The sequence below is a fragment of the Paenibacillus sp. DMB20 genome (genome assembly GCF_000987955.1).
Classification (GTDB): Bacteria; Bacillota; Bacilli; order Paenibacillales; family Paenibacillaceae; genus Paenibacillus_AQ.
The window spans coordinates 1-26,083 of sequence record NZ_LAZU01000025.1; the positions used below are offsets into that span (position 1 = coordinate 1).

Below are 26,083 nucleotides of genomic sequence, written 5' to 3' on the forward strand. Positions count from 1 at the left end.
CTACGCGAGCCCGCCTCCTCCACCACCGCCGCCCAAAGCATCCGGCGGGGGCAAGGCGCGGCCGCGGAAGAGCAGGGCGGTTCTGCGATGGACCGCCTGCTGAAAGCCAAAAACCGCGGCTCGCGCTAAAGAGAGTTAATGCTTAAACATGCCATCGTATTATGAAAGCTCATCCATACTTGACGCTCCCGTCCCTGGTTTTAACCACCTAGGGGACGCGAGCGTTTTTTATTGCCGCAGGCTCGGTAGAGATGAGTCTTTTTTACGAGATAAGAAAGTATAAGCTTCGAAAGACTCGGCTTCCTTATCTCGCAAGAAAAACTTCCGCTAAATGCGGTCTGTCTTCAGTGAAAGTACGTCGATAGACGTTTTTCTTATGTATCATCCGTCTCCATAAAAGGGAAACGATTTTGGATGCGCAACGAGGCCCTTTTTACACCTCCTATGGATAAGAAAGTAAATTCGTCTGGAAATGACAATAATTTAAGATATTAACTTTGTGAATATTAAAATTTAGGAGTACACTAGATATGCAATTAAACGGATTACAATTTTACTGGGAGATGAGTTTGCGATGAAAGCTTTAAGATGGCATGGTGTCAAAGACCTGAGATTGGAAAACATCGAGGAACCTAAGCCGGCAAAAGGCGAAGTTAAAATAAAAGTGGAATGGTGCGGCATTTGCGGCAGCGACCTGCATGAGTACACGGCAGGGCCGATATTTATCCCTCTTGAACCCCATCCGCTCAGCGGAGACAAAGCCCCGATCACAATGGGGCATGAATTTTCCGGACAAGTGGTGGAAGTTGGAGAAGGCGTGACCCGCGCGGCGGTGGGAGACCGCGTGGTCGTGGAACCGATCTACTCCTGCGGAACCTGCGAGGCCTGCAAACAGGGCAAATACAACCTTTGCGATAAAATGGGCTTCTACGGGCTTGCCGGCGGGGGCGGCGGTTTCTCCGAGTATGCGGCCGTACCGGAAGCGATGATTCACAAAATCCCTGAATCGGTATCCTTCGAGCAGGGCGCGCTGGTTGAACCTTCCGCGGTGGCGCTGCATGCGGTACGCTCCAGCAAACTGAAAGTCGGAGACAAAGCGGCCGTGTTCGGCACGGGGCCGATCGGCCTGCTCGTCATTGAAGCGTTAAGAGCATCGGGCGCATCTGAAATCTATGCGGTCGAGCTTTCGGAAGAACGGAAACAGAAAGCGGCCGAACTGGGTGCCATCGTAATCGACCCGAAACAATACGATGCGGTTGAAGAAATTCATAAACGCACGCAGGGCGGGGTAGACGTTGCCTTTGAGGTTACCGGGGTTCCTCCGGTGCTGACCCAGGCGATCAACTCGACCAGAATCGGCGGCGAAACGATGATTGTCAGCATTTTCGAGAAGGAAGCTTCGATTCATCCGCAAAATATCGTCCTGAAAGAACGCACCGTGACCGGGATTATCGGCTACCGTGACGTTTTCCCGGCGGTCATCAGCCTGATGGCGCAGGGGTACTTCCAGGCCGACAAACTCGTTACCAAAAGAATCAAGCTGGATCAGGCCGTTGACGAAGGCTTTGAAGGGCTTCTCAAAGAGAGAAACCAGGTTAAAATCCTCGTGAAAGCCGAGTAATGACGCAATGATACGAAACCGGAATCCCGATCGGGATTCCGGTTTTTTTGGATGCAAGGAATCGTAACCCCGTAATCCTTATCGTCCGAGCAGGAGTCACCTTCCAAAAGGTTAATACGGCTTATTCCATGCTTCAAACGTTGTTTATCCGGTTATAACCGATCCATGATGGGACATAATGCATATGGGATGCGAGAGGCCAAAAAGAGGGAATGATAAATTCGCATATGGAAATGAAACGCCGCAGGTGATACAATAAGAGTCAAAATGATATTCTCAACATTCCTAACTGCCTTTCAGCCTTGTAACCAGGGCAGACGACAACGGAACAAGCTTGCATTTAGCACCGTATTTGAGGAGGACGAATCATGACAACCAATCAGACGATTGACAACCTGTCCATTGCTACCATCCGGACATTGGCCATCGATGCCATCGAAAAGGCAAAATCCGGACATCCCGGCATGCCGATGGGGTCCGCGCCAATGGGATACCAGCTGTTTGCCAAAACGATGAATCATAATCCCGACCAGCCTTCCTGGATCAACCGCGACCGCTTTGTATTGTCGGCCGGACACGGCTCGATGCTGCTGTACAGCCTGCTTCACCTGAGCGGATACGATGTATCGATGGACGATCTGAAGCAGTTCCGCCAATGGGGCAGCAAGACCCCGGGACATCCGGAATTCGGCCATACCGCCGGTGTTGACGCAACGACCGGTCCTTTGGGACAAGGGGTTAGCATGGCTGTCGGCATGGCAATGGCTGAGGCTCATATGGGTGCTGTATACAATAAAGACGATTTTAAAGTCGTGGACCATTATACTTACGCCATTTGCGGCGACGGCGACTTGATGGAAGGCGTTTCGGCGGAGGCCGCTTCCCTGGCCGGACATTTGAAGCTGGGCAAGCTGATTATGCTGTATGACTCCAATGACATTTCGCTGGACGGCGAGTTGAGCCTTGCATTCTCCGAAAACGTGGCGAAGCGTTTTGAAGCGTATGGTTGGCAGGTACTGCGCGTTGAAGACGGAAATGACCTTCCCGCCATCGAAAAGGCGATTGCCGAAGCGCAAGGAGACACCAACCGTCCGACCTTGATCGAAGTGAAAACGATCATCGGTTACGGAAGCCCGAACAAGCAGGGCAAGGGCGGCCATGGCGGTACGCACGGTTCCCCGCTGGGAGCCGAGGAAGCCAAGCTGACCAAGGAATTTTACAAATGGGTATACGAAGAAGATTTCTATGTGCCTGAAGAAGTTCGCGAGCACTTTGCTCAAGCGAAAGATCGCGGCATCGCGGCTTATAAAGCCTGGGAAGAGCAGTTCGCCAAATACAAAGCGGCCTATCCGGAGCTGGCGGCACAGTTTGAAGCTGCCGTTGCCGGCAAGCTGGCTGAAGGTTGGGACAAAGACCTGCCGAAATACAGCACCGAAGACAAAGCGGTTTCTACCCGCGTCGCTTCCGGTAAAGCATTGAACGGTCTGACTGCCGGCGTGCCTCAGCTTCTGGGCGGATCTGCCGACCTGGAAAGCTCCACGATGACGCATCTCAACGATCTGGCATCCTTTACGCCTGACAGCTATGAGGGCCGCAACGTGTACTACGGTGTACGCGAGTTTGCCATGGCAGCCGCGAATAACGGTATCGCCCTGCACGGCGGTCTGAAAGTATTCGGAGGTACCTTCTTCGTATTCACCGATTACCTGCGTCCGGCTGTTCGTCTGGCCTCTCTCATGAAGCTGCCGGTAACGTACGTATTGACGCATGACAGTATTGCGGTAGGCGAAGACGGTCCTACTCACGAGCCGATCGAGCAGTTGGCTTCCCTGCGCATCATTCCTGGCCTGACCGTCATCCGTCCTGCCGACGCCAACGAAACCTCCGCTGCCTGGGCATATGCCATGGAGAATCAGGATCGTCCGGTAGCGCTTGTGTTGACGCGCCAGAACCTGCCAATCCTGGCCGGAACGGTGGATAACGCCCGTGAAGGCATCAAACGCGGTGCTTACGTTGTTGCCGACGCGAAGGAAGGCAAAGCACAGGCACAAATTATCGCAACCGGCTCCGAGGTTCAGCTTGCGGTTAAGGCCCAGGAAGCTTTGGCCCAAGAAGGCATCCATGTGCGCGTCATCAGCATGCCAAGCTGGGATCTGTTCGACCAGCAGGATAAAGCTTATAAGGATTCCGTCCTGCTTCCGGACGTCAAAGCACGCCTTGCCGTGGAAATGGCTCATCCGTTTGGGTGGGAGCGTTATGTCGGCGATCAAGGCGATATTTTGGGCATTTCCACGTTCGGCGCTTCCGCGCCCGGCGACCGCGTCGTTGCGGAATACGGATTTACCGTTGAAAATGTGGTCAGCCGCGTGAAGGCGCTGCTTTAATCACCATAGGCGTCTTCAACGTCCTGATGAATAGATATCGGCACCCGCAATATTGCGGGTGCCGATCTATATATACATATGACTGAAAGGAGAGAAGAGGTCCATGTCACAGTTCAGCAATGCGGTTATCCAGAAAGAGGCAAACATTTATTATGAAGGCCAGGTCACCAGCGTACGGTTATTTTGGAGGATGGCCGAAAAGTAACCTTGGGCATCATGCTGCCGGGCAGTTACGAATTCGGTACGGACGGCCCGGAAATTATGGAGATCCTGTCAGGGGATCTAAAGGTACTGCTGCCGGGGGAACAGGAGTGGCGCGAGATTCAGGGGAAAGCGACATTTAACGTGCCGGCGAACTCTTCGTTTAAGCTGGAAATCCGGAAGGTTACGGACTACTGCTGCTCTTATCCGTCCGAGCTGTAAGCCTGGTGGCGCCCCTGGAGGCTCGGATGTTGCAGCCGCCGCCAGGGCCATAACGGACGGCAGGCGGGTTCAGAGGAAGCAGCGCGTTCATAAGAAAAACGTCTAATCCGAGAAAACGGGCTCCAAGGCAAAGCCCTGAGCCCGCTAATCCTTTGCTATTTTGTGCCCGATTCCTCCGGAATCTCGACGATGACGCCTTGATAGGACGGGCTTTGATTGTCCAGTTCGGCAAAGCCGCCGGAAATCTCGCCCTTGCCGTTCAGCAAACGGTAGGTAGTAACGCCGACCGGATACCGGAATTTGAATTCGGCCACGGTCCAGCCGTTGACGTCAGGCTGTTTGCCGATTTCTTTCACGAAGTGGTGCGAAAGGAAAAATATGCCGCTTTTCGCATTCTTTCCTTTGGCGTAATCCAGCTTGGCCTGCCACTTCAGTTCCACGATGTTGTTGCGAATCTCATAATAACTGGCCAGATCGTTGTCGACTTCAAAGTACTTGTCCGCCTTGCCTTTCGGGAAATAGTAGTTTACGCCCTGCATCTCCATATAAGTCATCTCGGGAGACGGCTTGGGGATCGAGGAGATTATAGGAACTTGCAGCGCTGCATTGCGTGCCGTTGTCAGATTGCCGCTCTTCAGATCGGCGATCACCTTGGCATCGGGCTTGGCGATATAAGCCGTTTTGGCGGGACCGTTCCAATAAATCTTGGCTCCGAAGGCTTCGGATACGGCTCGAAGCGGCATCATGGTTTTTCCTTTGTAAAGGAAAGGAGCGACGGGTAAAGTCGTCTTCTTGTCATTGATCTGCAGCGTCTTACTTCCGATCGTCAAAACCGCTTGGGTTCCTTTCGTGCTAATGGTCACCTGCTGGTTGGCTTTGTCGTACCGGAAACTATAGCTGCCCAGGTTTTTGAGGTCGGTTAGGGTGACAAACGTGTTCCCTTCCCGGATCAAGACACTTCCGTACGCTTTTCCGCTGTTAATGTAAGCGGAAGGGCCGGAATCCGGCGCAGCCTGTGCCGAAGGCGGAGCAAGCACTGGGGACAGGAAGGCTGCAATAAGGGCAGCGGTTGTCCATGTCTTCAAACTTCTCTTGTTCATGTTAGGAAATTCCTCCCTTCAGGTTAATTAACGTCATGAATCCCAAAAGGTTGCGAAAATGGCCTGAACGCGAAAACGAAAAAGCCTGGCCAACCGGTCTCTATCCGCAGGAAAAGGGATGGATAGATTACCCGGCGGGCAGGCTCTCATGACAAAGAAATTACAGCTGTTTGCCGCCGATCGTCTGGCCGATCCAGGCTTCGTAACACTTCACGACGGAGGAGAGATCCTCTTCGCCATAGCCTTCGCTGGCACCGGCCTGGAACAGGCTTTTGGCCAGATTCAGCATCGGTGAAGGCATGCCGATTCCGTCGGTAAGGGAAGAAGCCAGCTTTAAGTCCTTCAGCATCAGGGCAAGCGAAAATTGGTTGCTGAAATCGCCGTCGATGATTTTGCGTCCCTTCAAATCGGCAGCTTTGCTGCCGGCGGAACCGAGCTGGACCAGCTCAAGGAAGCTGTGTGCCGGAATGCCGGACTTGGCGGCAATGGCAAAGCCTTCGGCAAGCGCGAGGTTATTGATGCCGACCACGGTGTTGTGGGCAAGCTTGGCCACGGCGCCGCTGCCATTCGGGCCCATGGGGATTACTTTTTTGCCTAGGGTGTCGAACACGTCGGCATGGGCTTCGATCACAGCCTGATCGCCCCCAACCATGAAGACAAGCGTGCCGTCAATGGCGGCCGGCTTGCTGCCCGTTACGGGAGCGTCAAGGAAGGAAGCGCCTTTGCCGGATACCTCGGCCGCGATTTCCTTAACGAGGGCAGGAGAGATCGTGCTGCAGTCAATGACGGTCATGCTGGCCGTCAGCGAAGCGAGGACGCCGTTCTCGCCATAGAACACGTCGCGCACGGAGTCGTCATTGCTGACCATGGTGATGACGACATCCGCTCCTTCGGCGGCTTCCCGCGGGGTGGATGCGGTTGAGGCACCCTGCTCCGCCAGCGGGCGGCATTTTTCTTCCGTACGGTTGTATACCGTCACATCGTAATTTTGTTTAAGCAGATTGGAGGCCATGGGAGCTCCCATCGTGCCTAGACCGATAAATCCGATTTTTTTCATGGATATCACCTTCAAATATGTTATTTCGCCGAACGCTTTCATCCTGCCATCCGCCTGCCGTTTATTATACACCCCCGAGCGGCTGACGGACAGGCGATTTATGCACTTTCGGCGGAAGCTTGACACTTGCGGTCACAAACTTGAACCCGTCCCTAAATTAAAGTATCCTACTTATGAATGTTGACTCTCTCTACAATTAAGATAAAACAGGAGGCTGTAAACGATGTCGAAAAAAATTAAATTTGACTACAGCAAGGCCCTTTCTTTCGTAAACCAGCATGAAATCGATTATTTCGCCGAACCGATCCGTACGGCGCACGATCAGTTACATAACCAAACCGGCGCGGGTTCCGATTACCTCGGCTGGATCGACCTTCCAACCCAATATGACAAAGAGGAATTTGCCCGCATTCAGAAGGCGGCCGCCAAAATCCAAAGCGATTCGGACGTCCTGATCGTCATCGGCATCGGCGGTTCTTATCTGGGAGCCCGGGCGGCGATCGAAATGCTGTCCCACTCCTTTTACAACATTCTTCCGAAGGACAAGCGCAAGACGCCGGAGATTTATTTTGCGGGCAACAACATCAGTTCCACGTATGTGAGCCACCTGCTGCAGTTGATCGAAGGCAAAGACTTCTCCGTTAACGTCATCTCCAAATCCGGCACGACGACGGAGCCGGCGATCGCCTTCCGCATTTTCCGGGCGGAGCTGGAGAAGCGTTACGGCAAGGAAGAGGCTCGGAAGCGCATCTACGCAACCACCGATAAAGAAAAAGGCGCTTTGAAAAAGCTCGCCAACGAAGAAGGCTACGAATCCTTCATCATTCCGGATGACGTGGGCGGCCGTTATTCCGTGTTGACCGCCGTAGGCTCTTGCCGATCGCTACGGCCGGAATCAACATCGAGGAAATGATGCAGGGCGCCGCGGACGCTTCGAAGGAATACAGCAGTCCGAACGTGGCCGAGAACGAAGCTTACCAGTATGCGGCCGTCCGCAATGCGCTGTACCGTAAAGGCAAAGCCATCGAAATTCTGGTCAATTACGAGCCGTCCCTTCACTTTGTTTCCGAATGGTGGAAGCAGCTTTACGGCGAGAGCGAGGGCAAGGACTATAAAGGCATTTATCCGGCGTCCGTTGATTTCTCCACGGATCTGCACTCCATGGGCCAATTCATCCAGGAAGGCAGCCGGAACATTTTTGAAACGGTGATTCAGGTGGAAAACGTGGCCAACCACATTACCATCGAGTCCGACCCGGACGATCTGGACGGCCTGAATTTCCTGACCGGCAAAACGCTTGACTTCGTTAACAAAAAAGCGTTCCAAGGCACCATGCTGGCGCACACGGACGGCCAGGTTCCCAACTTGATTGTTACAATTCCAGATTTCACTCCCTATTCGTTCGGATATCTGGTATACTTTTTCGAAAAGGCCTGCGGAATCAGCGGTTATCTGTTGGGTGTGAACCCGTTTGACCAGCCGGGCGTAGAAGCGTACAAGAAAAATATGTTCGCTCTCCTCGGCAAGCCGGGTTACGAGAAAGAAAAAGCCGAGCTTGAAGCCAGACTTTCCGAATAACACCACTTGGACGAACAGAGAGACAGAGCAGCTGAAGGAAGCAGTTTCCCGGTATTTATGCCGGGGACTGCTTTTCTTGAAATATAAGAAAGTCTAAGATTCGTTAGGCTTGATTTATATTTCATGAAGGACACGCCGTCTACCTTTCAAGAAAGGAAGACGCACTACTTTCTGCCTGGCCATAAGGGGTTGATATCGGCATATGCTGGAACGTTACAAAACGGTGCGGTCAGCGGGATCCAAGGAAATTGTCATTAAAAAATCCAGGTTCATCGGCCATGTGATGCCGGTTGAAACCGAAGAGTCGGCCGTCGCATTTATCGAAGATATCAAGAAAAAGCATTGGAACGCAACGCATAACTGTTCCGCCTACATGATCGGGGAACGGGATGAGATCCAAAAGCAGTCCGACGACGGGGAACCCAGCGGAACGGCGGGGAAGCCGATTCTCGAGGTGATCCGCAACCAGGGACTCAAAAATGTGGCGATCGTGGTTACCCGTTATTTTGGAGGAATCATGCTGGGTGCGGGAGGCTTGATCCGAGCCTACACCGACGGGGCTGTGGCTGCCATTGAATCGGGGGATCCGATCACGCGCGTCCTTCACCGTGAAGTGTTTGTTGAGCTGGATTACACGTGGCTCGGCAAGGTGGAGAACGAACTGCGCAGTCGGAATACCCGGATGGGGGAAACGGCTTTTGCCGACAAGGTGACATTAACCTGTTTGCCTTTGGACGGGGAAAAGGATGGCTTTGTGGCATGGATGGTAGATTTGACGCAGGGTCAGTCCGTGATCACGGAGGGAGAGTCGCTTTATTTTATTGAAGGGGAATAAATGATATGGCACGAAGAGCGGTAGAACGGGAGTTGTCAAGAGAGCGTATTTTGGAAGCGGCCAGGCATTTGTTTATAACCAAAGGATACCGGGCCATCTCGATGCGGAGCATCGGGCAGCACCTGGGTTACAGCCACGGGTCCTTATATTATCATTTTAAGGAAAAGGCGGAGCTTTTCTACGCCATTGTCATGAAAGACTTCAATGATCTGGCTTTGCTGCTGCACGAAGCGGCAGGAAAGGCGCCCAGCGACGGAATTTCGAAACTTGAGCAGCTGCTGCTTGAGTTTGTCCGTTTCGGGTTGGATCATCCATATCAATATGAGATCATGTTTATGATCCGGGACGAGGAGCTGTTGGCTTACTGCCGTACCGAGCAGAGCCGGTGTTTCGATATGTTTTCGGCGCTCGTCCGCAAGCATTTGCTTGAAGACGTTTTCAGTGAAGAAGAGAGGCGCAACCTGCCGCTTACCTTGTTCTTATCGACGCACGGCTTCGTATCTTTTTATATCCAGGACCGTGTTAGCTTTGATGAGATCAAGCCTGCTGCCATTGCGCACGTGAAAGCATTATGCCGGGGCTTTACGGCAAAATCTAACCCCTTGTAGCACGGTGAAACGAATTTTTGCGGACTTGCGCTTCAACGAATTACTTCGATGTAGCGTTGAAACGTCAATTACCTAATGAATGAAAGACAGGAGCAGGCCATAACCGCTGCCTGTCTTTTTTTGTTTGCAGATCCGAGGGCGCCTCCTTAAATCGGCCGGAATTTCGCATTTTTACCCCTGCATGATTTTCACGTAATATTCCCTGCTCCGCGGTCCGTCAAATTCGCAAAAATAAATTCCCTGCCATTTGCCTAACAAAAGACGCCCATCTTGAATAATAATGTGTTGAGAGGGCCCACACGTTATGGATTTCAGGTGGGATGCCGTATTGCCTTCCATATGGCGGTATTTCGGATGTTCCCATGGATAAACTTCGTCAAAACGCATCAGCACGTCCCGCTTGACATCGGGGTCGGCATTCTCGTTAATGGCGATGCCTGCTGTGGTATGCGGGCAGTAAACAAGCGCAATCCCGCTCTGGACGCTGCTTTCCGTCACAAGATTCTTAATCTCCCGTGTAATGTCCCTCATCTCATCCCGCTTTACCGTTGAAAGCTCCATATGATACAGCATGAAGATCCATCTCCTTCAAAAGTTATTTACTACTATTTTACCCGAAGAAGCTCAAAAGATGGATTGACGATTCCATACCCCTTTGGTAAAGTGTTAATCATATTAATACCAAGTATACTAATAGGAAATGTGAGTTTATAAAAACGGACGAGAAGACGTTCGAAGGCAGGAGGGACTCATGTTGACGGCACTGATCCGCCATAAAGGGTGGAAGTGGGGATTTCGGAGCACGATTTTGCTCTACTTTTGCATTCTTATCGTGTTTCCGATTTTCGGTGTATATGTTCAATCATTCTCGGACGGCTGGGGGGCTTTTGCCGAAAGCTTAAGCGACCCCATTGCCTGGAAGGCCGTCGTGCTGACGCTAAAGCTGGGACTGATCTCGGCTCTGATCAACGTAGTAATCGGGACGATGGTTGCCTGGGTGCTGACGAAGTACCGATTTCCCGGCAGAACGCTGCTGAACAGCCTTGTCGATCTCCCGTTCGCTCTTCCGACGGCGGTGGGCGGATTGATGATATTGCTTCTGCTCGGGCCGGGAAGCTGGATCGGTCTTGCCGCTGAGCGGATTGGCGTGGAAATCGTTTTTCATCAGCCGGCCATTGTCATTGCGATGGTTTTTGTAACGTTTCCCTTTGTGATCCGGTCGGTTCAGCCTTTGCTGGAAGAGATGGAACCGTCTCAGGAGGAAGCGGCGTATACGATGGGGGCGTCGAAGGCCCGCACCTTTTTTAGGGTGATTTTACCTGCCATGCTTCCCGGAATCATCAGCGGGGGCATGCTCGCCTTTTCGCGAGCCTTGGCGGAATTCGGGGCTGTCGTGCTTGTTGCCGGCAACATTCCCGGACGTACGCTTGTCGCTTCCGTGTTTATCTACGGAGAAGTGGAAAGCGATAATCCGGTTGGCGCGGCGGCGGTATCGGTCCTCCTGTTGACGTTGTCCTTTATCGTGCTATGGCTGATGAACCGCGTGCAGCAAAGGGGGCGGCGATCATGAGAAGAGCCTTGATCGGACTGACGTATGGCATATTTTTTGTTCTGCTCATTGCCCCGCTGTCCAAAATCGTAACCAGCGCTTTCAGCGGCGGCCTTGAGGGTCTTGGCAAAGCGCTTGGCCGGCCGGAGGCGGTTCACGCACTGCTCATGACAGGTGCCATCGTGGTTATCGTCACGCTGCTGAATGCGCTGTTCGGCATCATGATGGCGTTATATCTTGTACGTGCCGGCTGGCTCAGCGGAAAAATCAAAAGCCTGCTGAACAGCATCGTGGATTTGCCCTATGCCGTTTCCCCGGTCATCGGCGGATTGATGATTGTGCTCCTCTTGGGACCGGACAGCATTATCGGCGGTTTTTTCGAAGGGATCGGGTTTAACGTTGTATATGCTTTTCCCGGCATGATCATCGCCACGCTGTTCGTGACGTTTCCGCTTATGGTCCGGGAAGTGATGCCCGTTCTTCAGGAAATCGGTACCGAGCAGGAGCAGGCGGCATCGACGCTGGGAGCGTACGAATGGTTGACGTTCCGCAAGGTGACCTGGCCGATGATCCGCTGGGCGGTCGTCTACGGGATGGTGCTGACCATCGCTCGGTCTCTCGGGGAGTTCGGGGCGGTTCTCGTGGTATCGGGCAACATCATGAACAAAACCCAAACCGCCACAACGCTCGTCTATCAAGATGTCGAGAACTTCAATGTGGCTGCGGCCAGCGGAGTCGCTTTGGTACTGGCAGCTTTCTCAGCCGGTCTTCTGTTGCTGATGGAGTGGATCAAAAAGAGAAAGGGAGTGCATTGACATGCATGTTGAGGTTCGTAACCTGAATAAACATTTCGGCGGCTTTCACGCCGTTAAAGACGTCAGTTTTGACATCGAGAAGGGACACCTGATCGGCCTTTTGGGGCCGAGCGGAGGAGGCAAAACCTCGATTTTGCGCATGCTGGCCGGGTTGGAAACGCCCGACGGCGGCGATATCGCGTTTCACGGTCAGGTCGTAAACGACATTCCGCCGCAGGAGCGCGGGATCGGCTTTGTCTTTCAAAACTATGCTCTGTTCAAGCACATGTCCGTGTACGACAACATTGCCTTCGGCCTGCAGGTAAAAAAAATACCTAAGCCCCAAATCAAAGAAAGAGTGATGGAGCTTGTGGAGCTGACCGGGCTGAAAGGGTTTGAGCACCGCTACCCGCACCAACTGTCCGGCGGACAACGGCAGCGTGTCGCCTTTGCCCGGGCTTTGGCGCCGGAGCCGCAGCTGCTGCTTCTGGATGAGCCCTTTGCCGCCATTGACGCGAAAATACGGCAGGAGCTCCGCTCCTGGCTGCGCGATCTGATCGAGCGGGTCGGAATCACGTCGATTTTCGTGACGCATGACCAGGATGAAGCCATCGAGGTTGCGGATGAAATCATGATTATCAATCAGGGGCGGGTAGAGCAAAAAGGAACGCCTTGGGATATCTACAAGGAGCCGAAAACCCCGTTTGTGGCCACCTTCATCGGGGAGTCCACGATCGTCGAGGAAGCCTCGATCCTGAAGGGCTTTGAAACGGGATTCGATGAGCAGGCGCGGGCATTAATCCGTCCCGAATATATCGAGCTTGGAGGGGACCATGATTTTCCGGTGCTTTCCGCGACCGAGCAAGGCATCGTCCGCCATCTTCATTTTCGCGGCAGCGAATGGCTGGTCGAAGTGGATGTTAAGGGGCATAAGCTGGTCACCTACCGTTCCCTGGAAAAGGAGACGCTTCAGCCGGGACAGAAGGTTCGCGTGTTCATTCACCGCGCTTACTTATTCAATGAGGAAGAGAGCTGGATCGAAGAGAACCGGCTGAAATTCGACCCCATGCCGGTCATCATATAGCCGAGCGAAAAGGAGAGAGACGGCGGATATGAAAACAGAGATACGGAGAAATAGCGGGCGTCTAGGGATATCCGGTTTGATCCTGTTTCTCCTGCTCCCTTTGCTGGCGGGCTGCTTTGACGGCGGGAGGGATGAAAAAGCGGCTGTAGCAACGGCGAAAACGGCTTTTACCGGGTCTGGTGAAAGGACCCTTGTCGTGGGCGCTTACAGCGTGGCGAAGGATGCTATGGCGGAAATCCTTCCCCGGTTCCGGGAGGAATGGCATGACAAAACCGGCGAGAACATTACGTTTCAGGAATCGTATGAGGCTTCGGGAACCCAGGCAAGGTCCATTGCCGGCGGTTTTGAAGCGGATGTCACCCTGCTGGCCCTGGAAGGGGACATCGATAAGCTGGTCAAGGCCGGATTGGTTTCCGGGGACTGGAAGACACAGCCTTACGGCGGAATGGTAACCCGCTCGATCGTTGTGCTGGGTACCAGAGAAGGCAACCCGAAAGATATTCGGGGGTTTGAGGATCTCACCAGGCCGGAGGTCAAGGTGCTGTATCCGAATCCGAAAACGTCCGGCGGGGCCCAATGGGATATTAACGCGATCTACGGTGCGGGACTGAAGCGTTCCGAGGAGCAGGGACGCAAGGATCCCGAGGCAGCCAAAGCTTTTTTGGAGAAGGTGCACAAAAACGTGGAATCCCTCGACAAGAGCGGACGGGCATCCATGGCCGCCTTTGAGTATGGCGTGGGGGATGTCATTGTTACTTATGAGAATGAACTGCTTGCGCGGATCGCGAAAGGGGTTCGCTACGATATTGTCATACCTGAACATACGATTTTGATCGAGAACCCGGCCGCCGTCGTCCGTACCTATGCAGAGGAACACGGTACCCTCGATTTGGCGGAAGCGTTCGTGGACTACTTACGTTCCCCGGAGGCGCAGTCGATCTTTGCGAAGCACGGTTTCCGTCCGGTGGAGGAATCGGTATACGAGAAAAACAAGGGGCGGTTTCCTCAGCCGGACGGCCTGTTTGACATCGAATATCTCGGCGGTTGGGACCACGTGCGGAAAACGCTGTACTCCAAGCGCGGCATCTGGTACCAAGTGCTGGCGGGAATTTAATCGAAGTACTCTCAAAAAAGATAGACCGCTATAAATTGTAGGTTTTCTTGCGATATCAGGATGCGTTTCTTGAGGTCCATATCTTGAAACAAGAGCTGCGCTCAAAAGTCTTTAATGACGGATGGGCGCAGCTCTTTTGCGTGTAAGGCTACTAGCAGGATGACAATACCGAGCAAACGCATAACCGATCAGCCCCAGCTTAAGATTGTCTGACGTTGCGGATGTGAAATGAAATAAGCTTCCTGTAACTTAAATATTCCGATTCCGGCCTGCTTCCCACTCCTCGCGCGTGATGCCCATACGGATGGAGTCGTAGTATTCGCCGTTATAGTATCGGCATTTTCGCATTCTCCCTTCAAGCTTCAGGCCCGCCTTTTCGGCGCAGCGCATCATTCTCGGGTTGCCGGACCAGGTCGTGATGCCGACTCTGCCGATCGTCAAATGCTCGAACAAAAAGTCCACCCATAAGGATAGGGCCTCCGTTCCGTATCCGCCGCTCCAGTATTCCGGCAGGTAGATAATGATGCCGGCTTCCAGCCAGCGCGTCGGCTGATGCTCCCAATAGTACGTCACGATGCCGATCGCCCGATCATTCGCCTCAATCACCAGATCGTCGGGGTATTCTTCGGAAGAGGAGCCGTTCCCCCAGCGTTTCAGAAAATCCTCATAGCTTAAGGATTCGAGGGGGAAATAAGGAGCGTCGTATTTTTTCCATTCCGGCTGTTCCGATCCGTAAATGAGATGATACAGCACCGGCATGTCTTCCGGCGTTCGCGTTCTCAGGGTAACCTTATCTCCATGCAAAAAAATTCTTTTCGTAACCATAGTATCTTCCACTCCATAATTCATCTAAAAGCCGTTCTTCGCTACCATATTCCATGCGCTGATCAGGCATTCCTTCATTTCCGCTACCCGATATTGCAAAAAGAGGCAACTTTAATGAAATCAAAAGCGTTTATTATATAACCAATTTACACCAGTTGAAGTAGATGACGTAAGGAGGAACGCAAAATGAAACGGAATTGGATTGCGCTGGGATTAGGTCTTATGCTGGCGCTGACGGCCTGCGAAATCTCGGGAGCAAAAGATAGACACGGTGCGGATCAGGCTGTGGGACAGAACCCGGAGCAGCCCATGCCCCTTGACCAGAAAGAGCGGGAGGCCATATTGACCAAGCTGGACAAAAGAATCGCGGAGGCGGAAAATGCATTCGGGCTGCGCCTTCACCGGGAATTAACCAAAACAACGGGCAAAACGGACAACCTAGTTTTATCCCCGTACAGCATCTCAACCGCCTTGGCTCTGGCCTATAACGGCAGCGCGGGGCAAACGGCAGCAGAAATGGAGAAAGTGCTGGGCTGGAAGGGAATAGGACTGGACAAGGTTAACGAGGGAAACAGCCAATTGAAATCGCTGCTGGAAAAAGGGGCGGGCGTGACGCTGAACATCGCGAATGCAGTGTGGGTTCAGAAAGGCTATGCATTCCAGGAGAACTACCTGAATCGGGTGAAGACGAGCTATGGCGCCGAAGCCCGTTCGGCGGATCTGAGTTCGCAAGCCTTCGTGGAAGAGATTAACGGATGGGTGGATCAAAAGACGAACGGGATGATCAAGGGGATATACCAAAATCCGCCCGAAGCGAATTCGGTACTTGTAAATGCGATCTATTTCAATGGCGGATGGATGGACGAATTCAACCCTGAATACACCAAAGAGGAGAACTTCTCCTTGCCGGACGGGTCGGTTAAAAAGGTACCCATGATGCGCATCGAAGAGGGATTCGGATATAAGGAAAGCAAGGAGTGGCAGGCCGTTAGGCTACCGTACGGGGATGGGAGAATGCATATGCTCGTGATTTTGCCCCGAGAATCGTCGTCTCTTGAACAGGTGCACAAGAAGCTGTGGAAGGACCCTTCCGTGTGGATGGACGATTATTCCTTTGAAACGGTAAAGCTGGGCCTGCCGAAGTTTAAGGCCGAAACCGACTTGAAACTGGAGAAAGTTCTTGAAGGTTTGGGCATGAAATCGGCCGTGGATCCCCAAAGGGCTGATTTTTCCGGCATGATCGACGGCCTGCCCCTGTTCATAGGGGAGGTTAAACATAAAGCGATTGTGGATGTGGACGAGAAAGGAACGAAGGCTGCCGCGGTCACGGCCGTCGGCATGCGACCAGCGCGGCAGTGCCTATGGAGCCCGTGGAGATGACGGTAAACCGTCCATTTTTCTTTGCCATTGAAGATCGGGACACGGGTACGTGGATATTTATGGGGTCGGTCAATCGTCCGTAGCATATACTAAACCGAAACCATCAAATATTTCCCATAAAATTAGGTAACTTTGTTATAATGGTCCAATAATGAGTTCGAAAAATTAGAGTAACCATTTGAACAACAAGGGGAGTATGCGATGTGCCTATGTCCATACCGAAGCCGAATTTATTCATTGGTTCATCCCGGGAAGCCATCAAATATGCCCGAGCCGTTCATGAGCAGCTGAAGCGCGCCGCTCAAGTCACCCCGTGGTACGGCGGCACCTTCGGGGCCAATATGTACACGATGGAGGCACTGGAGCGGCAGCTTGCGCGAAGCGATTTCGGGGTATTCGTATTCTCGCCCGATGACGTGGCGCTCATTCGCGGAAAGCATGTATTTGTCACTAGGGACAATACGCTGTTTGAGATGGGACTGTTCTGGGGCAAGCTAGGCAGGCGAAGAGTATTCTGCATCATACCGGACCAGGTGGAGCCTGACGACAAGCTGGTCCAGGATATCACGGTGAAAGAATACCACCTGCTGTCCGATCTTCAAGGACTGACGCTGCTGGAATACGAGCTGCGCAGCGACGGAGATTTCAAATCGGCGGTGGATGTCGCCTGCGGCCACATCTTGCACGCGGTTGAAACGGAATCTCTTTTTGAGCATCCCGTCGATATTATCGAGCAGAAGGAGCTGGAGCTGAGGCGCAAACAAAGCGTGCTCCACTTTTTTTGGGAATACAACCGGAACGTTCATGTGACGGATCAGGCCGAAAAATACCATGCGCTTAGCGAGGCGGTCCGCAATTCCCTGCTCCCGCCGGGACGGGGGGATTTCAGGGTGACCGGTGCGGCATTTTGGGCAAACACCGGAAAAGATGGAATGGCTCAAATCGGGGGTAATGTAGGGAAGGGGCGTTTTTTTCCGTTTCAAGGAGGCAAAACCGGGAGTACACAGTCCATTTACGTAATCGATGTCTATAACAGCGGAAAATGGGCATTTTATCACGAAGAGGAAGTTGCAGAGGTATACGTGTTCTGTTATCCTTTAGGTGAGAAGCATGTGTTATCCGTACACTTAACGGGACATGTGATTTTGTCCGACGAAGAGCTGGCAGAAGTCGTGGAGCATAACAGCGAGCTGCTTAGAACCATCAGACATTTGGTTGGAGGGGATACCCCATGAACAGGAGTAGTAAGAAAAAGAGTACGGGAAACCTTGGTTCTACCAGCGGTCATTGGGTGATCCGCGGAAACGTGCCGCAGACAGGGAGTTTAAAATCGCGTGAGCGCCGGGTTAAACGCCAGACTAAATCAAGCATTTTTATCGGCCCTTCCGTGGAGGGAACCGACAAGAAATACGTGAAAGTCATCAGCGGCTCGGTGGATGACAAGAAGCCCTCATTTGCATGATTTTTAATTGAACCTATAAGGGAAACCCGCCGAACTAGGCGGTCCTATCCTAGAATTAAGCCGTTCGGCACGTTGCCGGGCGGTTTTTGTTTAAGTGAGGTAATTTTGGCGCAATATTTTGGGAGGTCGGCATGGATACATTAACTTTTTGGGGAACCGGGGATGCGATGGGGGTACCCCGCGTCTATTGTGATTGTAAAGTATGCACGGAAGCGAGAACGACGGGCAGGAACCGCCGATTGCGATCGTCGGTCATGGTTAGCCGCGGAGAGGAGCGCTTTCTGATCGACTGCGGTCCGGATTGGCGTCCGATGATGGAGTCTGCCGGTATCCGCCATATCCGGGACATGCTCGTGACGCATGCCCATTTCGACCATATCGGCGGCCTGCCGGAGTGGGCGGATGCTTGCCGGTGGCTTGGCCGAAATGGGCGGCTGTTTGCCCCGCGGGAGGTGCTGGAACGGATCTCAAGGCAGTACCCCTGGCTTCCCAACCATATGGAGATGAAGGAGGCCGATGATGGCATCCGGCTGTGCGGATGGGATATCGCCTGCTGGAAGGTCAATCACGGCAAAAACGGATACTCTTATGCTTACCGTTTTGAAAAACACGGGTTTGCCTGGGTATACAACTCGGACTCCATCAATCTGAATGCCGAGGAGAAAAAGCCCCTGCATAATCTCGATCTTCTCGTGTTGGGGACAAGCTTTGTACATGAGACGGCCGAATTTTCAACCCGTTCGGTGTACGACATGAAGGAGGCCGCAGAACTGGTGGCGGAGGTTAAGCCCGGGCGGACGCTGTACACGCATATGTCCCACGACGTGGATCTAACGCAGCCGCTTGGCCTACCCGCCGGAACGGAAGCTGCGTTGACAGGCATGGAAATCGCGTTGTCCAACTAATCTGATATAACCGGTTCTTGTCAAAGCGGAAGCCGCACGCACGTATTCAAAAAAGCCCGTCAAGTCCTCCGGACCAGACGGGCTTTGGCGTTCCCAAAGCGAAACTTATAACCCTTTATTCAAAACAAATTTCTCGATCACATGTTTAACGCCGTCTTCATTGTTACTGAACGTGACATAGTCGGCGATTTCCTTCAAAGGCTCGATCGCATTGCCCATGGCCACGCCAAGACCCGCACACTCCAGCATTTCGTGATCGTTCCAGGAGTCGCCGATCGCAATCGTTTGCTCCAGCGCGCAGCCGAAATGGTTCGCAAGGAAGGTGAGGGCATGTCCTTTCGTGCCTTCTTTATGCATAAACTCCAAAAAGTGAGGCTTGGATTTGGTAATGTGCATTTCATCTCCAAGCAGGTCCCTGAACACCGGAATCAGCTCATCGAGATAGGAAGGATCGTCAATAATGAGCATTTTCGGCGTCGGTTGGTTCACCATTTTGATGAAATCCGGTTCGATGTAATAAGGAGTGCGGTTCAGGGCGCAATAGTCGATCAGCTTCTGGTTTTCCTCGCGAGCATACAGCTTATCGTCAATGTAGGTTTGCAGGTGCAGGTTATGCTCCACGCAGTATTCAAACAGTTTTTTTGCCGCATCCAGCGCAACATAGCGCTCATACAGGACCTTTTCGTCCAACAGGTTTTTGATCAGTGCCCCCTGATAGGTAATGATCGGCACGTTCAATCCGGTCTGGCGGGCAATCTTCTGTGCGGACGCGTAAGCCCGGCCGGTAGCCAGGGTGACGACGACATCTTGGGCTACGGCTTGTTCCAGCGCACGCTGCACGCCGGGAGTGACCTCTTTATCGTCATTGATCAGGGTATCGTCAATGTCGATGGCAATCAGTTTGTAAGTAGTCATGGTTTGATTATCTCTCCTTCTCTCTATCGCTCTAATTCTATTGTACCGTCTGCGGTGCCGATTTCAATTCGGCAATGACCATTCCCGCCAAAATAAGCAGGCATCCGAAACCTCCCGGCAAGCCGAGCGTTTCACCGGCAAACATCATTCCCGTCAGTGCGGCGAATACCGGTTCGGTTGCGAAGATAATCGCCACCCGGGAAGGCGTCGTATATTTCTGGCAAACGGTTTGAATCCAGTAGGCAAACGCGCTGGTCGGACCGATCGAAATTAGCAGGGCGGTCAGCACTTCCGGTACCGTCAAGCTCTCGTACAGAACGGAAAGGCTGCCGACACTTTCGGTAAACAAGGAGGCCGTTACGCTGAGAATCCCCACAACGCCCATCTGAAGCGACGCCAGCGGCAGGGAAGGATAGCGGGATGCGTATTTCCCCATGTAGCCGATGTGCAGGGCAAAACCGACGGCACAGAAAAACACGAGCATGTCCCCTTTGTTCCAGTTCACTTCGGATCCTGCAAAGGCAAGGAAGTAAAGCCCCGCTGCCGCAAGCAAAGCGCTGATCCATGTAAAGCGGGATATGGGGTGTTTTAACAGGAAGCAGGAAAGGAACGGCACGATAACGACCGACAGACCGGTAATAAAACCGGTATTTGACGTCGTGGTGTAGAGCAGGCCGACGGTCTGGAAACCAAAGCCGATAAATAAAAAAAGGCCGAGCAGGCTGCCGTGAAGCAGCATTTTTCCGGATATTTCGCGCCATTGCCTGCGGTAAAACAAGGTGATAATCAGGGCAAGCAGCAGTGCGGCTCCTAGAAAACGGATGCCGTTGAACGCCATGGGCGGAAGTACGCGCACGGCGTGCTGGACGATCAAAAAGGTGCAGCCCCACATCATGGCGACCAGAAGCAGGCTGAGGTCCGCAATACGGGAGCGGGTCAAGTCTTATCCTCCTTTTCTAACATGTACATAAATCACGCAAGTGATCAAATTGTATCCCATTACGCCCCGGCCGACAATAGAAATCGAAAGGCCCAAAGACCTGAGCGGATCCAATCTCAGTGGAAGGGGTAGACAAAAAGAGGTTTTTTTTGCTATACTTGAATGCCGAACGTATATTCCCATTTTTGTGTTATGAAGGAATGTTTCGGCTTTGACAAGGCACCTTGAGAATGAAAGGAAGAAAGAATCATGATGGGAAGAGCCCACTTGGTAATCGGAACCGGCGTTTCTTTGTCGGTCTTGGGGCTGGCCGGAGTTCCCGTTACCCTCCCCGCGGCGGCGGTTGCCGTTGTCAGCTCGCTGCTGCCGGATATCGACGAGCCGAATTCGATCCTCGTCAGAACGGCAATCCCCTCGGGGCTGCTTCGTATTTTGCAGCTGATCCTGGTTACGGGAGCCGTATTTATTTATTATTACGGACAAGATTACGCACCCTGGAATCTGGCGCTCGCCGGTTTGATTGCGGTCGTGTCGTTTTTGCCCGGAAGGACGCTGCGTCACATCGTCATGTTTATGATCGGTCTGGGATTGCTCCAATTTGCACAAAATTTAAGCCCATGGAATACGATTGCCGGCTGTATCCTGATGATATCGTCCCTCGTGTCCCATCGCGGCCTGACGCACAGCGTTTATGCTGCGGCCGGGTGGGCCGGCCTGCTTTATTACGGCACCAAGGGCTTGCCAGGCAGCGAAAGCGTTTGGCTGGCCGGAGGCCTTTCCTATACGCTTCACCTGGTGGCCGACATGCTGACGAACAGGGGAATCAAACCGCTGCCTCCTTTAAAGTTCCGACTTAAGCTCAGCCTCATGAGCACCGGAACCAAATGGGGGAACCTGGTGGAGAATATCTGCATGGGGCTGACGTTCGTGCTTGTCTGGTACGTGTTTATCGCTTCGAAATAGCCGGGGAGCTTTGAAAGTCAATGGCAGTAAAAAGGCCAACCGGTAACCCGGTTGACCTAATCATGCGAAAGTCGGTCGCCGATATTCTTTTGGGCAGACTTATATTTTGAATTCCTCAAGAAACTACTCTTCAAGAAAGACAAGTCCGACAAGGTCGTCCATTTCCAGGTTGCCGAAATAATGCTTAACGTCGATACTCGACAGAGCTTTTCTTACCTCGGCTTCCTCGTACCGTTTGCCTCTCAACGCATCTTCTATGTCAGCGACATCGCCTACGCCGAAAAAGTCGCCGTAAATTTTAATGTCGGCGATATGCCCGTCTTTCAAATTCATCCGGATGTCGATGATGCCGACCGGGAATTTTTTCGCGTGTTTCACGTTGCTTTCCGGGGAGAGCCCGTAATTCCAGTCCCAGTTCTGGTAGCGCTCCTTGGAAATTTCATGGATGACCTTCCAGTCCTTGTCCTCCAGGACGTACTGCGGAACCTGATCCGGCTCCATGCCGAAGATCGAGCGCAACAGCTCCGCCCGGAATTGTTCAATCGTCATGTCGGTGCCGAGCAGTTCCTTGATGTTCGCAACCCGGCTGCGGACCGATTTCGTGCTCTTGGATTTGAACTTCTCGGGATTCGCGTTAAGCGAAGCCTGCACGTTGTCCAGGTCAAGGTCGAACATGAGCGTGCCGTGACTGAACATGCGCCCGCGCGTGGAAAACTGGGCGTTCCCCGAAATCTTTTTCTCCCCGACCTGTAGGTCGTTGCGGCCGCTCAGCTCCGCGGGCACTCCCATTTTTTGCAGGAAATCGATGACCGGCTGCGTGAACTTCAGGAAGTTATGAAAGGACTGTCCGTCGTCTCTGGTAATGAAGCTGAAGTTGAGGTTGCCGAGGTCGTGATACACGGCTCCTCCTCCGGACAATCGCCGAACCACTTGAATGTCGTGATTACGGACATACTCCTGATTGATTTCTTCGATCGTATTCTGGTGCTTGCCGATGATGATCGAGGGCCGGTTGATGTAAAAAAGCAGGTAGCTGTCATCCATAGGAAGATGCTTCAGCGCATATTCCTCGATGGCTAGGTTGATGGCGGGATCATGAATTCCCTGGTTATCAATAAACAGCATATGTACGCCTCCGTATGGTTCATTCTGTATCGTAGTGCCTATGATCCATTGTAAACCATGTTCGCCGGGAAGGGCAAAGCCAAGGAATGCAAAAATCGCTCATCTCAAAGCCTGCGTAAGCAAAGGCGCAATGAATTGGCGGAACACATTGGCGGGATGCCGTTCCCTCTTGCGTTTATCGTCGGTGAGGACAACAACGGTCTCCAGGATGGGAACGACATAAATAAATTGCCCTGCGTACCCCCTGGCGTAATAATAGCCGAAAGCAGGCGAGCCAGGGCCGTCTCCATCCGCCTCCGCTTCGTAAGTATCCGTCCACCAATGCCAGCCGTAAAAGCCGCGGTTCGGCGCATTCGCTGGAATGGCGGGCTGCACGGAACGTATGACCCGTTCCTTGGAAATAAGCTGCTCCTGTTCCCAGCGTCCCAGCTGCAGGTAGAGCCGCCCGAACTTGAGCATATCCGCAGGGCGAAGCCACAACCCGTACCCCCCGGTATGTATCCCTTGCGGATCGGCTTCCCACTTATAGTCTTCAATGCCCAGCGGGCCAAACAGTTCCGTTTCGGCAAAACGGGCCGTCTTTACACCTGCGGCTTGTACCAGGATGGCGGACAACAGCTGCGATACTCCCGAGTTGTACTCCATCCGGGTTCCCGGCATTTCGGACATGGGTTGATCCAATACGAAATCGATCCAATGGGGGGATCGGGTCATGCGGGGAAACGATTTTTGTCCTCCGAATTCGGTCCATTGGAAACCGGCGGTCATCGTCAGCAGGTGCTCCAGCGTGATCTCCCGTTTGCGGGGATCGGGGTCTGCGGCAAGCCGCGGAAAAAATTCGGCGATCCGCGTCTTCGGCCCCGGCAGAATCCCCTGATCCATCGCGATGCAAATCAGCGCGGACAGGAAGCTTTTGGTGCAGGAGTTCACTTTGGCGGTTTCCTCAGGCACATGCCGATTCCGGTAATGCTCAAATATAAGCCGGCCGTTCCGGCTGATCAAGCAGCTTCTCAAATCCACCGGTGCGATGGTTGAAGACAATGAAGATAAATCCATCAGAACCTTCCTTTACGTTGGTAGGATAAGTTGAAAACGGGAGGTCCCGTGCATTCCGAATCAATCATACTCATTAGAATACATGATCTAAACCAGAGGTTACAACAAAGGAGGATGCCATGAGCCGGGGAGGACAAGTTTGGCGATCTTCCTTGGCAGCGAATATAATAGAGAGGGATTGTCATGAGAATGGAGGAATCGATGTGTATCCGACCCGATTGCAGTTAGAAAATTATGCCGAGCTTGCCGTCAAGGTGGGGGTGAACGTTCAACCGGGACAAACGGTTGTTGTAATGGCACCGATCGCTGCGGCGGACCTTGTCCGTTTGATCACGCTGAAAGCATATGAAGCGGGCGCGCGTAATGTGCATGTGGAGTACAATGATGAGCAGCTGTCCAAGATCAAATACCTGCATGCTCCGGAAGAAGCATTCTCGGAATACCCGCAGTGGCGGGCCAAGGCAATGGAAGAATACGCGGAGAACGGAGCCGCGTTCATCCAGATTTATTCTCCGGACCCGGATCTGCTGAACGGGGTGGACCCGTCGCGGATTGCGACCGCGGCTAAAACGGCTGCCGCCGCGTTGAACAAGTATCGCAGCTACCTGATGGCGCACGCCAATGCCTGGACGCTGATCTCTTACGCGACGCCCGAGTGGGCTGCGAAAGTATTTCCGGACGACGCGGAGGAAGCGGCGCTGGAGAAGCTGTGGGAGCGCATTATCGACGCTACGCGGATCAACCGGGAGAATCCGGTTGAAGCATGGAGAGAGCATAATGAAAAACTAAGCGAAATCGTGAAAGTCCTGAACGATAAACGGTACGGCAAGCTTCAATATGAAGGGCCCGGCACATCGCTGACCATTGAGCTTCCCAAGGGCCACCTATGGCTGGGAGGCGCAAAATACAACGCCAAAGGGGTTTTATTTAATCCCAATATTCCGACCGAGGAAGTATACACGCTTCCAAGCAAGGACGGCGTTAACGGAACCGTCCGCAGCACGAAACCGCTCAACAACAACGGGGTTGTCATCGACGGATTCCAGCTGACCTTCAAGGACGGCAAGGTCGTGGATTTCACGGCCGAGAAAGGAGCGGAGGCGCTTAGGAAGCTGCTGGATACGGATGACGGCGCCCGTGCTCTTGGAGAGGTTGCGCTGGTTCCCCATGATTCTCCGATTTCCAATGCCGACGTAATTTTTTACAATACGTTGTTTGACGAGAATGCCTCCTGCCACTTGGCGCTTGGTCAAGCCTATCCGGTCAACCTGGAGGGCGGCAAGGATATGGATGATCAGGAGCTGGCAAAGCATGGGGTCAACAAAAGCTTGATTCACGTCGACTTTATGATCGGTTCCGATCAGCTGTCCATTGACGGAATCACCGAGGACGGACGCAGGGAAGCGATCTTCCGCAGCGGCAATTGGGCCATTTTATAAAACAATTCGCAGCATTTAAAAAACATCAAAAGACAGCGATTCGAATGAGTCGCTGTCTTTTTTGAAAATATAAGAGAGTATAAGCTTCCATTTATATTCGGCTTATATTTCTTGCAGAAATGCTATCGTCCATAAGAAGGCCGCCGAAGTCGTTTCTACTTACGCCGGTTATTTGGCCGCAAGGTTAATATGATCCAGCTCCGTGCTGCTGTTGAAAATAAACTCGAGTTTATAGTCCCCGCGGATGTAAGTCAATTTGGTCTGCGTCGTTTTCCCGTTTTTGAACGTGGTCGTGGAGCTCGGTTTGAACCAGTTCCGTTTCAGCATGTTCATCGTAATGCCGCCGATGTTCGTTTGGCGTTCCACATTGGTGCCGAAGTAGCGCATTTCGCGGATTTTGCCAAGTTTATAATGAAAGGCGTAACCCGGATTCCCCATATTCGCGCCATACAGGTCGAAATCGTCGGCATCCTTTCCGGGCATTTCCGGCTGGCCGATCTTTTGAATGACATCCTGCTTGGTGCTGCGCCCAATCGTGAGGCCGCTCACCGCTCCGGGGAACTGGCCTTTCAGCGCGGGTTTATAAAAGCTGTTCAGCGTCTTGAGGGCCAGCTTGGAAGCATAGTCGTCGTTAGGTGCCGATGCCGCGGCGTCAGCGTGATGCACAGGAAAAGCAATATGGCTCCAAACGCGCCAAGGCCCATAACGCCTGCCATAGCCAAGGCGATCGCCGCTTTTTTTGCCGGTTGTTTTATATTCATGTCATATCCTCTCCTTGTAACATGTATTTACCACATGTTTTCTTCATCCAACCCATACGTGTCATGTTTCTTCTAAATCATAGTAGAATGGGAGAGCGATTGGGTTACGTATCCATGAAGAGGATATGTCAATTTTGACATCGAGGTGGTTTCATCGTTAGCTTA

Annotated in this window: 24 protein-coding genes and 2 pseudogenes; 17 read left to right on the forward strand and 9 right to left on the reverse strand. The window is 52.7% G+C overall.

Features of this window, described 5'->3' with window-relative positions; all coding sequences use genetic code 11:
- The first annotated feature begins 574 nt into the window (after positions 1 to 574).
- The 3 genes and pseudogenes from XI25_RS10775 to ppnP all read left to right on the forward strand — a co-directional run bounded on the left by XI25_RS10775 (position 575) and on the right by ppnP (position 4,428).
- Positions 575 to 1,621 carry a 2,3-butanediol dehydrogenase gene (locus XI25_RS10775; protein ID WP_046678586.1) on the forward strand — a complete coding sequence of 349 codons (1,047 nt, stop codon included), beginning with the start codon at positions 575 to 577 and terminating at the stop codon, positions 1,619 to 1,621.
- Between the two features lie 368 nt (positions 1,622 to 1,989).
- The gene (gene tkt / locus XI25_RS10780; protein ID WP_046678587.1) at positions 1,990 to 4,005 is read left to right on the forward strand and encodes a transketolase; all 2,016 of its coding nucleotides are present in this window, start codon (positions 1,990 to 1,992) and stop codon (positions 4,003 to 4,005) included.
- A gap of 103 nt (positions 4,006 to 4,108) precedes the next feature.
- Positions 4,109 to 4,428: pseudogene (gene ppnP, locus XI25_RS10785) on the forward strand (pyrimidine/purine nucleoside phosphorylase).
- A gap of 155 nt (positions 4,429 to 4,583) precedes the next feature.
- Here the strand turns inward: ppnP and XI25_RS10790 are convergent.
- Positions 4,584 to 5,528 carry a copper amine oxidase N-terminal domain-containing protein gene (locus XI25_RS10790; protein ID WP_046678588.1) on the reverse strand — a complete coding sequence of 315 codons (945 nt, stop codon included), beginning with the start codon at positions 5,526 to 5,528 and terminating at the stop codon, positions 4,584 to 4,586.
- 160 nt (positions 5,529 to 5,688) lie between these two features.
- The gene (locus XI25_RS10795) at positions 5,689 to 6,711 is read right to left on the reverse strand and encodes an NAD(P)-dependent oxidoreductase (RefSeq protein WP_442950378.1); all 1,023 of its coding nucleotides are present in this window, start codon (positions 6,709 to 6,711) and stop codon (positions 5,689 to 5,691) included.
- Between the two features lie 97 nt (positions 6,712 to 6,808).
- Here XI25_RS10795 and XI25_RS10800 point away from each other — a divergent pair.
- The 3 genes and pseudogenes from XI25_RS10800 (at position 6,809) to XI25_RS10810 (ending at position 9,606) form a co-directional block, all read left to right on the forward strand.
- Positions 6,809 to 8,163: pseudogene (locus XI25_RS10800) on the forward strand (glucose-6-phosphate isomerase).
- Between the two features lie 202 nt (positions 8,164 to 8,365).
- Entirely contained in the window at positions 8,366 to 8,998 is a 633-nt protein-coding gene (locus tag XI25_RS10805; protein WP_046678589.1) for a YigZ family protein, read from the forward strand.
- Between the two features lie 5 nt (positions 8,999 to 9,003).
- Positions 9,004 to 9,606: a TetR/AcrR family transcriptional regulator gene (locus tag XI25_RS10810; protein ID WP_046678590.1), complete on the forward strand. Its 603-nt coding sequence runs from the start codon at positions 9,004 to 9,006 to the stop codon at positions 9,604 to 9,606.
- Positions 9,607 to 9,777: 171 nt separating this feature from the next.
- On the opposite strand, the gene XI25_RS10815 is transcribed toward XI25_RS10810, so the two are convergent.
- Entirely contained in the window at positions 9,778 to 10,179 is a 402-nt protein-coding gene (locus tag XI25_RS10815; protein ID WP_046678591.1) for a secondary thiamine-phosphate synthase enzyme YjbQ, read from the reverse strand.
- 181 nt (positions 10,180 to 10,360) lie between these two features.
- On the opposite strand from XI25_RS10815, the gene cysT reads away from it, so the two are divergent.
- The 4 genes from cysT to XI25_RS10835 are packed head-to-tail and all read left to right on the forward strand — an operon-like array spanning position 10,361 to position 14,147.
- Positions 10,361 to 11,176 carry a sulfate ABC transporter permease subunit CysT gene (gene cysT / locus XI25_RS10820; RefSeq protein WP_046678887.1) on the forward strand — a complete coding sequence of 272 codons (816 nt, stop codon included), beginning with the start codon at positions 10,361 to 10,363 and terminating at the stop codon, positions 11,174 to 11,176.
- Positions 11,173 to 11,970 (forward strand): sulfate ABC transporter permease subunit, encoded by a 798-nt coding sequence (locus XI25_RS10825; RefSeq protein WP_046678592.1) that lies wholly within the window; start codon positions 11,173 to 11,175, stop codon positions 11,968 to 11,970. The genes cysT and XI25_RS10825 overlap by 4 nt, the downstream gene beginning before the upstream one ends.
- A gap of 1 nt (position 11,971) precedes the next feature.
- Entirely contained in the window at positions 11,972 to 13,033 is a 1,062-nt protein-coding gene (locus tag XI25_RS10830; RefSeq protein ID WP_046678593.1) for a sulfate/molybdate ABC transporter ATP-binding protein, read from the forward strand.
- A gap of 28 nt (positions 13,034 to 13,061) precedes the next feature.
- On the forward strand, positions 13,062 to 14,147 hold the full coding sequence (locus tag XI25_RS10835; RefSeq protein ID WP_046678594.1) for a sulfate ABC transporter substrate-binding protein: 1,086 nt from the start codon (positions 13,062 to 13,064) through the stop codon (positions 14,145 to 14,147).
- Between the two features lie 249 nt (positions 14,148 to 14,396).
- Here the strand turns inward: XI25_RS10835 and XI25_RS10840 are convergent, their stop codons facing one another.
- Complete coding sequence (locus XI25_RS10840; RefSeq protein WP_046678595.1) at positions 14,397 to 14,972, reverse strand: GNAT family N-acetyltransferase; 576 nt, start codon at positions 14,970 to 14,972, stop codon at positions 14,397 to 14,399.
- Between the two features lie 186 nt (positions 14,973 to 15,158).
- Here XI25_RS10840 and XI25_RS10845 point away from each other — a divergent pair, with 186 nt between their 5' ends.
- From XI25_RS10845 to XI25_RS10860, 5 genes are all read left to right on the forward strand, one after another.
- On the forward strand, positions 15,159 to 16,352 hold the full coding sequence (locus tag XI25_RS10845; RefSeq protein WP_268794493.1) for a serpin family protein: 1,194 nt from the start codon (positions 15,159 to 15,161) through the stop codon (positions 16,350 to 16,352).
- Positions 16,349 to 16,435 carry a serpin family protein gene (locus XI25_RS35770; RefSeq protein ID WP_268794501.1) on the forward strand — a complete coding sequence of 29 codons (87 nt, stop codon included), beginning with the start codon at positions 16,349 to 16,351 and terminating at the stop codon, positions 16,433 to 16,435. Before XI25_RS10845 ends, XI25_RS35770 begins: the two co-directional genes overlap by 4 nt.
- Positions 16,436 to 16,561: 126 nt before the next feature.
- Positions 16,562 to 17,587, forward strand: a complete 1,026-nt coding sequence (locus tag XI25_RS10850; RefSeq protein WP_046678596.1) for a TIR domain-containing protein — start codon at positions 16,562 to 16,564, stop codon at positions 17,585 to 17,587.
- A complete protein-coding gene (locus XI25_RS10855) occupies positions 17,584 to 17,814 on the forward strand; it encodes a hypothetical protein (protein ID WP_046678597.1) in 231 nt (76 codons plus the stop codon). Before XI25_RS10850 ends, XI25_RS10855 begins: the two co-directional genes overlap by 4 nt.
- A 131-nt stretch (positions 17,815 to 17,945) precedes the next feature.
- Entirely contained in the window at positions 17,946 to 18,719 is a 774-nt protein-coding gene (locus XI25_RS10860) for an MBL fold metallo-hydrolase (RefSeq protein WP_046678598.1), read from the forward strand.
- A 105-nt stretch (positions 18,720 to 18,824) separates the two neighbouring features.
- Here the strand turns inward: XI25_RS10860 and XI25_RS10865 are convergent, their stop codons facing one another.
- Positions 18,825 to 19,634 (reverse strand): Cof-type HAD-IIB family hydrolase, encoded by an 810-nt coding sequence (locus tag XI25_RS10865; RefSeq protein ID WP_046678599.1) that lies wholly within the window; start codon positions 19,632 to 19,634, stop codon positions 18,825 to 18,827.
- Positions 19,635 to 19,671: 37 nt separating this feature from the next.
- Positions 19,672 to 20,574 carry a DMT family transporter gene (locus tag XI25_RS10870; protein WP_046678600.1) on the reverse strand — a complete coding sequence of 301 codons (903 nt, stop codon included), beginning with the start codon at positions 20,572 to 20,574 and terminating at the stop codon, positions 19,672 to 19,674.
- 249 nt (positions 20,575 to 20,823) lie between these two features.
- Between XI25_RS10870 and XI25_RS10875 the strand changes: the two genes are divergently transcribed.
- Positions 20,824 to 21,537 (forward strand): metal-dependent hydrolase, encoded by a 714-nt coding sequence (locus XI25_RS10875; protein ID WP_046678601.1) that lies wholly within the window; start codon positions 20,824 to 20,826, stop codon positions 21,535 to 21,537.
- A gap of 123 nt (positions 21,538 to 21,660) precedes the next feature.
- Here the strand turns inward: XI25_RS10875 and XI25_RS10880 are convergent, their stop codons facing one another.
- Both XI25_RS10880 and XI25_RS10885 read right to left on the reverse strand, forming a co-directional pair.
- Positions 21,661 to 22,662, reverse strand: a complete 1,002-nt coding sequence (locus XI25_RS10880) for a lipoate--protein ligase (protein WP_046678602.1) — start codon at positions 22,660 to 22,662, stop codon at positions 21,661 to 21,663.
- A gap of 99 nt (positions 22,663 to 22,761) precedes the next feature.
- Positions 22,762 to 23,718 (reverse strand): serine hydrolase domain-containing protein, encoded by a 957-nt coding sequence (locus tag XI25_RS10885; protein WP_046678603.1) that lies wholly within the window; start codon positions 23,716 to 23,718, stop codon positions 22,762 to 22,764.
- A 119-nt stretch (positions 23,719 to 23,837) separates the two neighbouring features.
- On the opposite strand from XI25_RS10885, the gene XI25_RS10890 reads away from it, so the two are divergent.
- Positions 23,838 to 25,157 carry an aminopeptidase gene (locus XI25_RS10890; RefSeq protein WP_082112323.1) on the forward strand — a complete coding sequence of 440 codons (1,320 nt, stop codon included), beginning with the start codon at positions 23,838 to 23,840 and terminating at the stop codon, positions 25,155 to 25,157.
- Positions 25,158 to 25,325: 168 nt separating this feature from the next.
- Here XI25_RS10890 and XI25_RS10895 read toward each other — a convergent pair whose 3' ends face one another.
- Positions 25,326 to 25,823: a YjgB family protein gene (locus XI25_RS10895; protein WP_235439819.1), complete on the reverse strand. Its 498-nt coding sequence runs from the start codon at positions 25,821 to 25,823 to the stop codon at positions 25,326 to 25,328.
- Between the last annotated feature and the right edge of the window lie 260 nt (positions 25,824 to 26,083).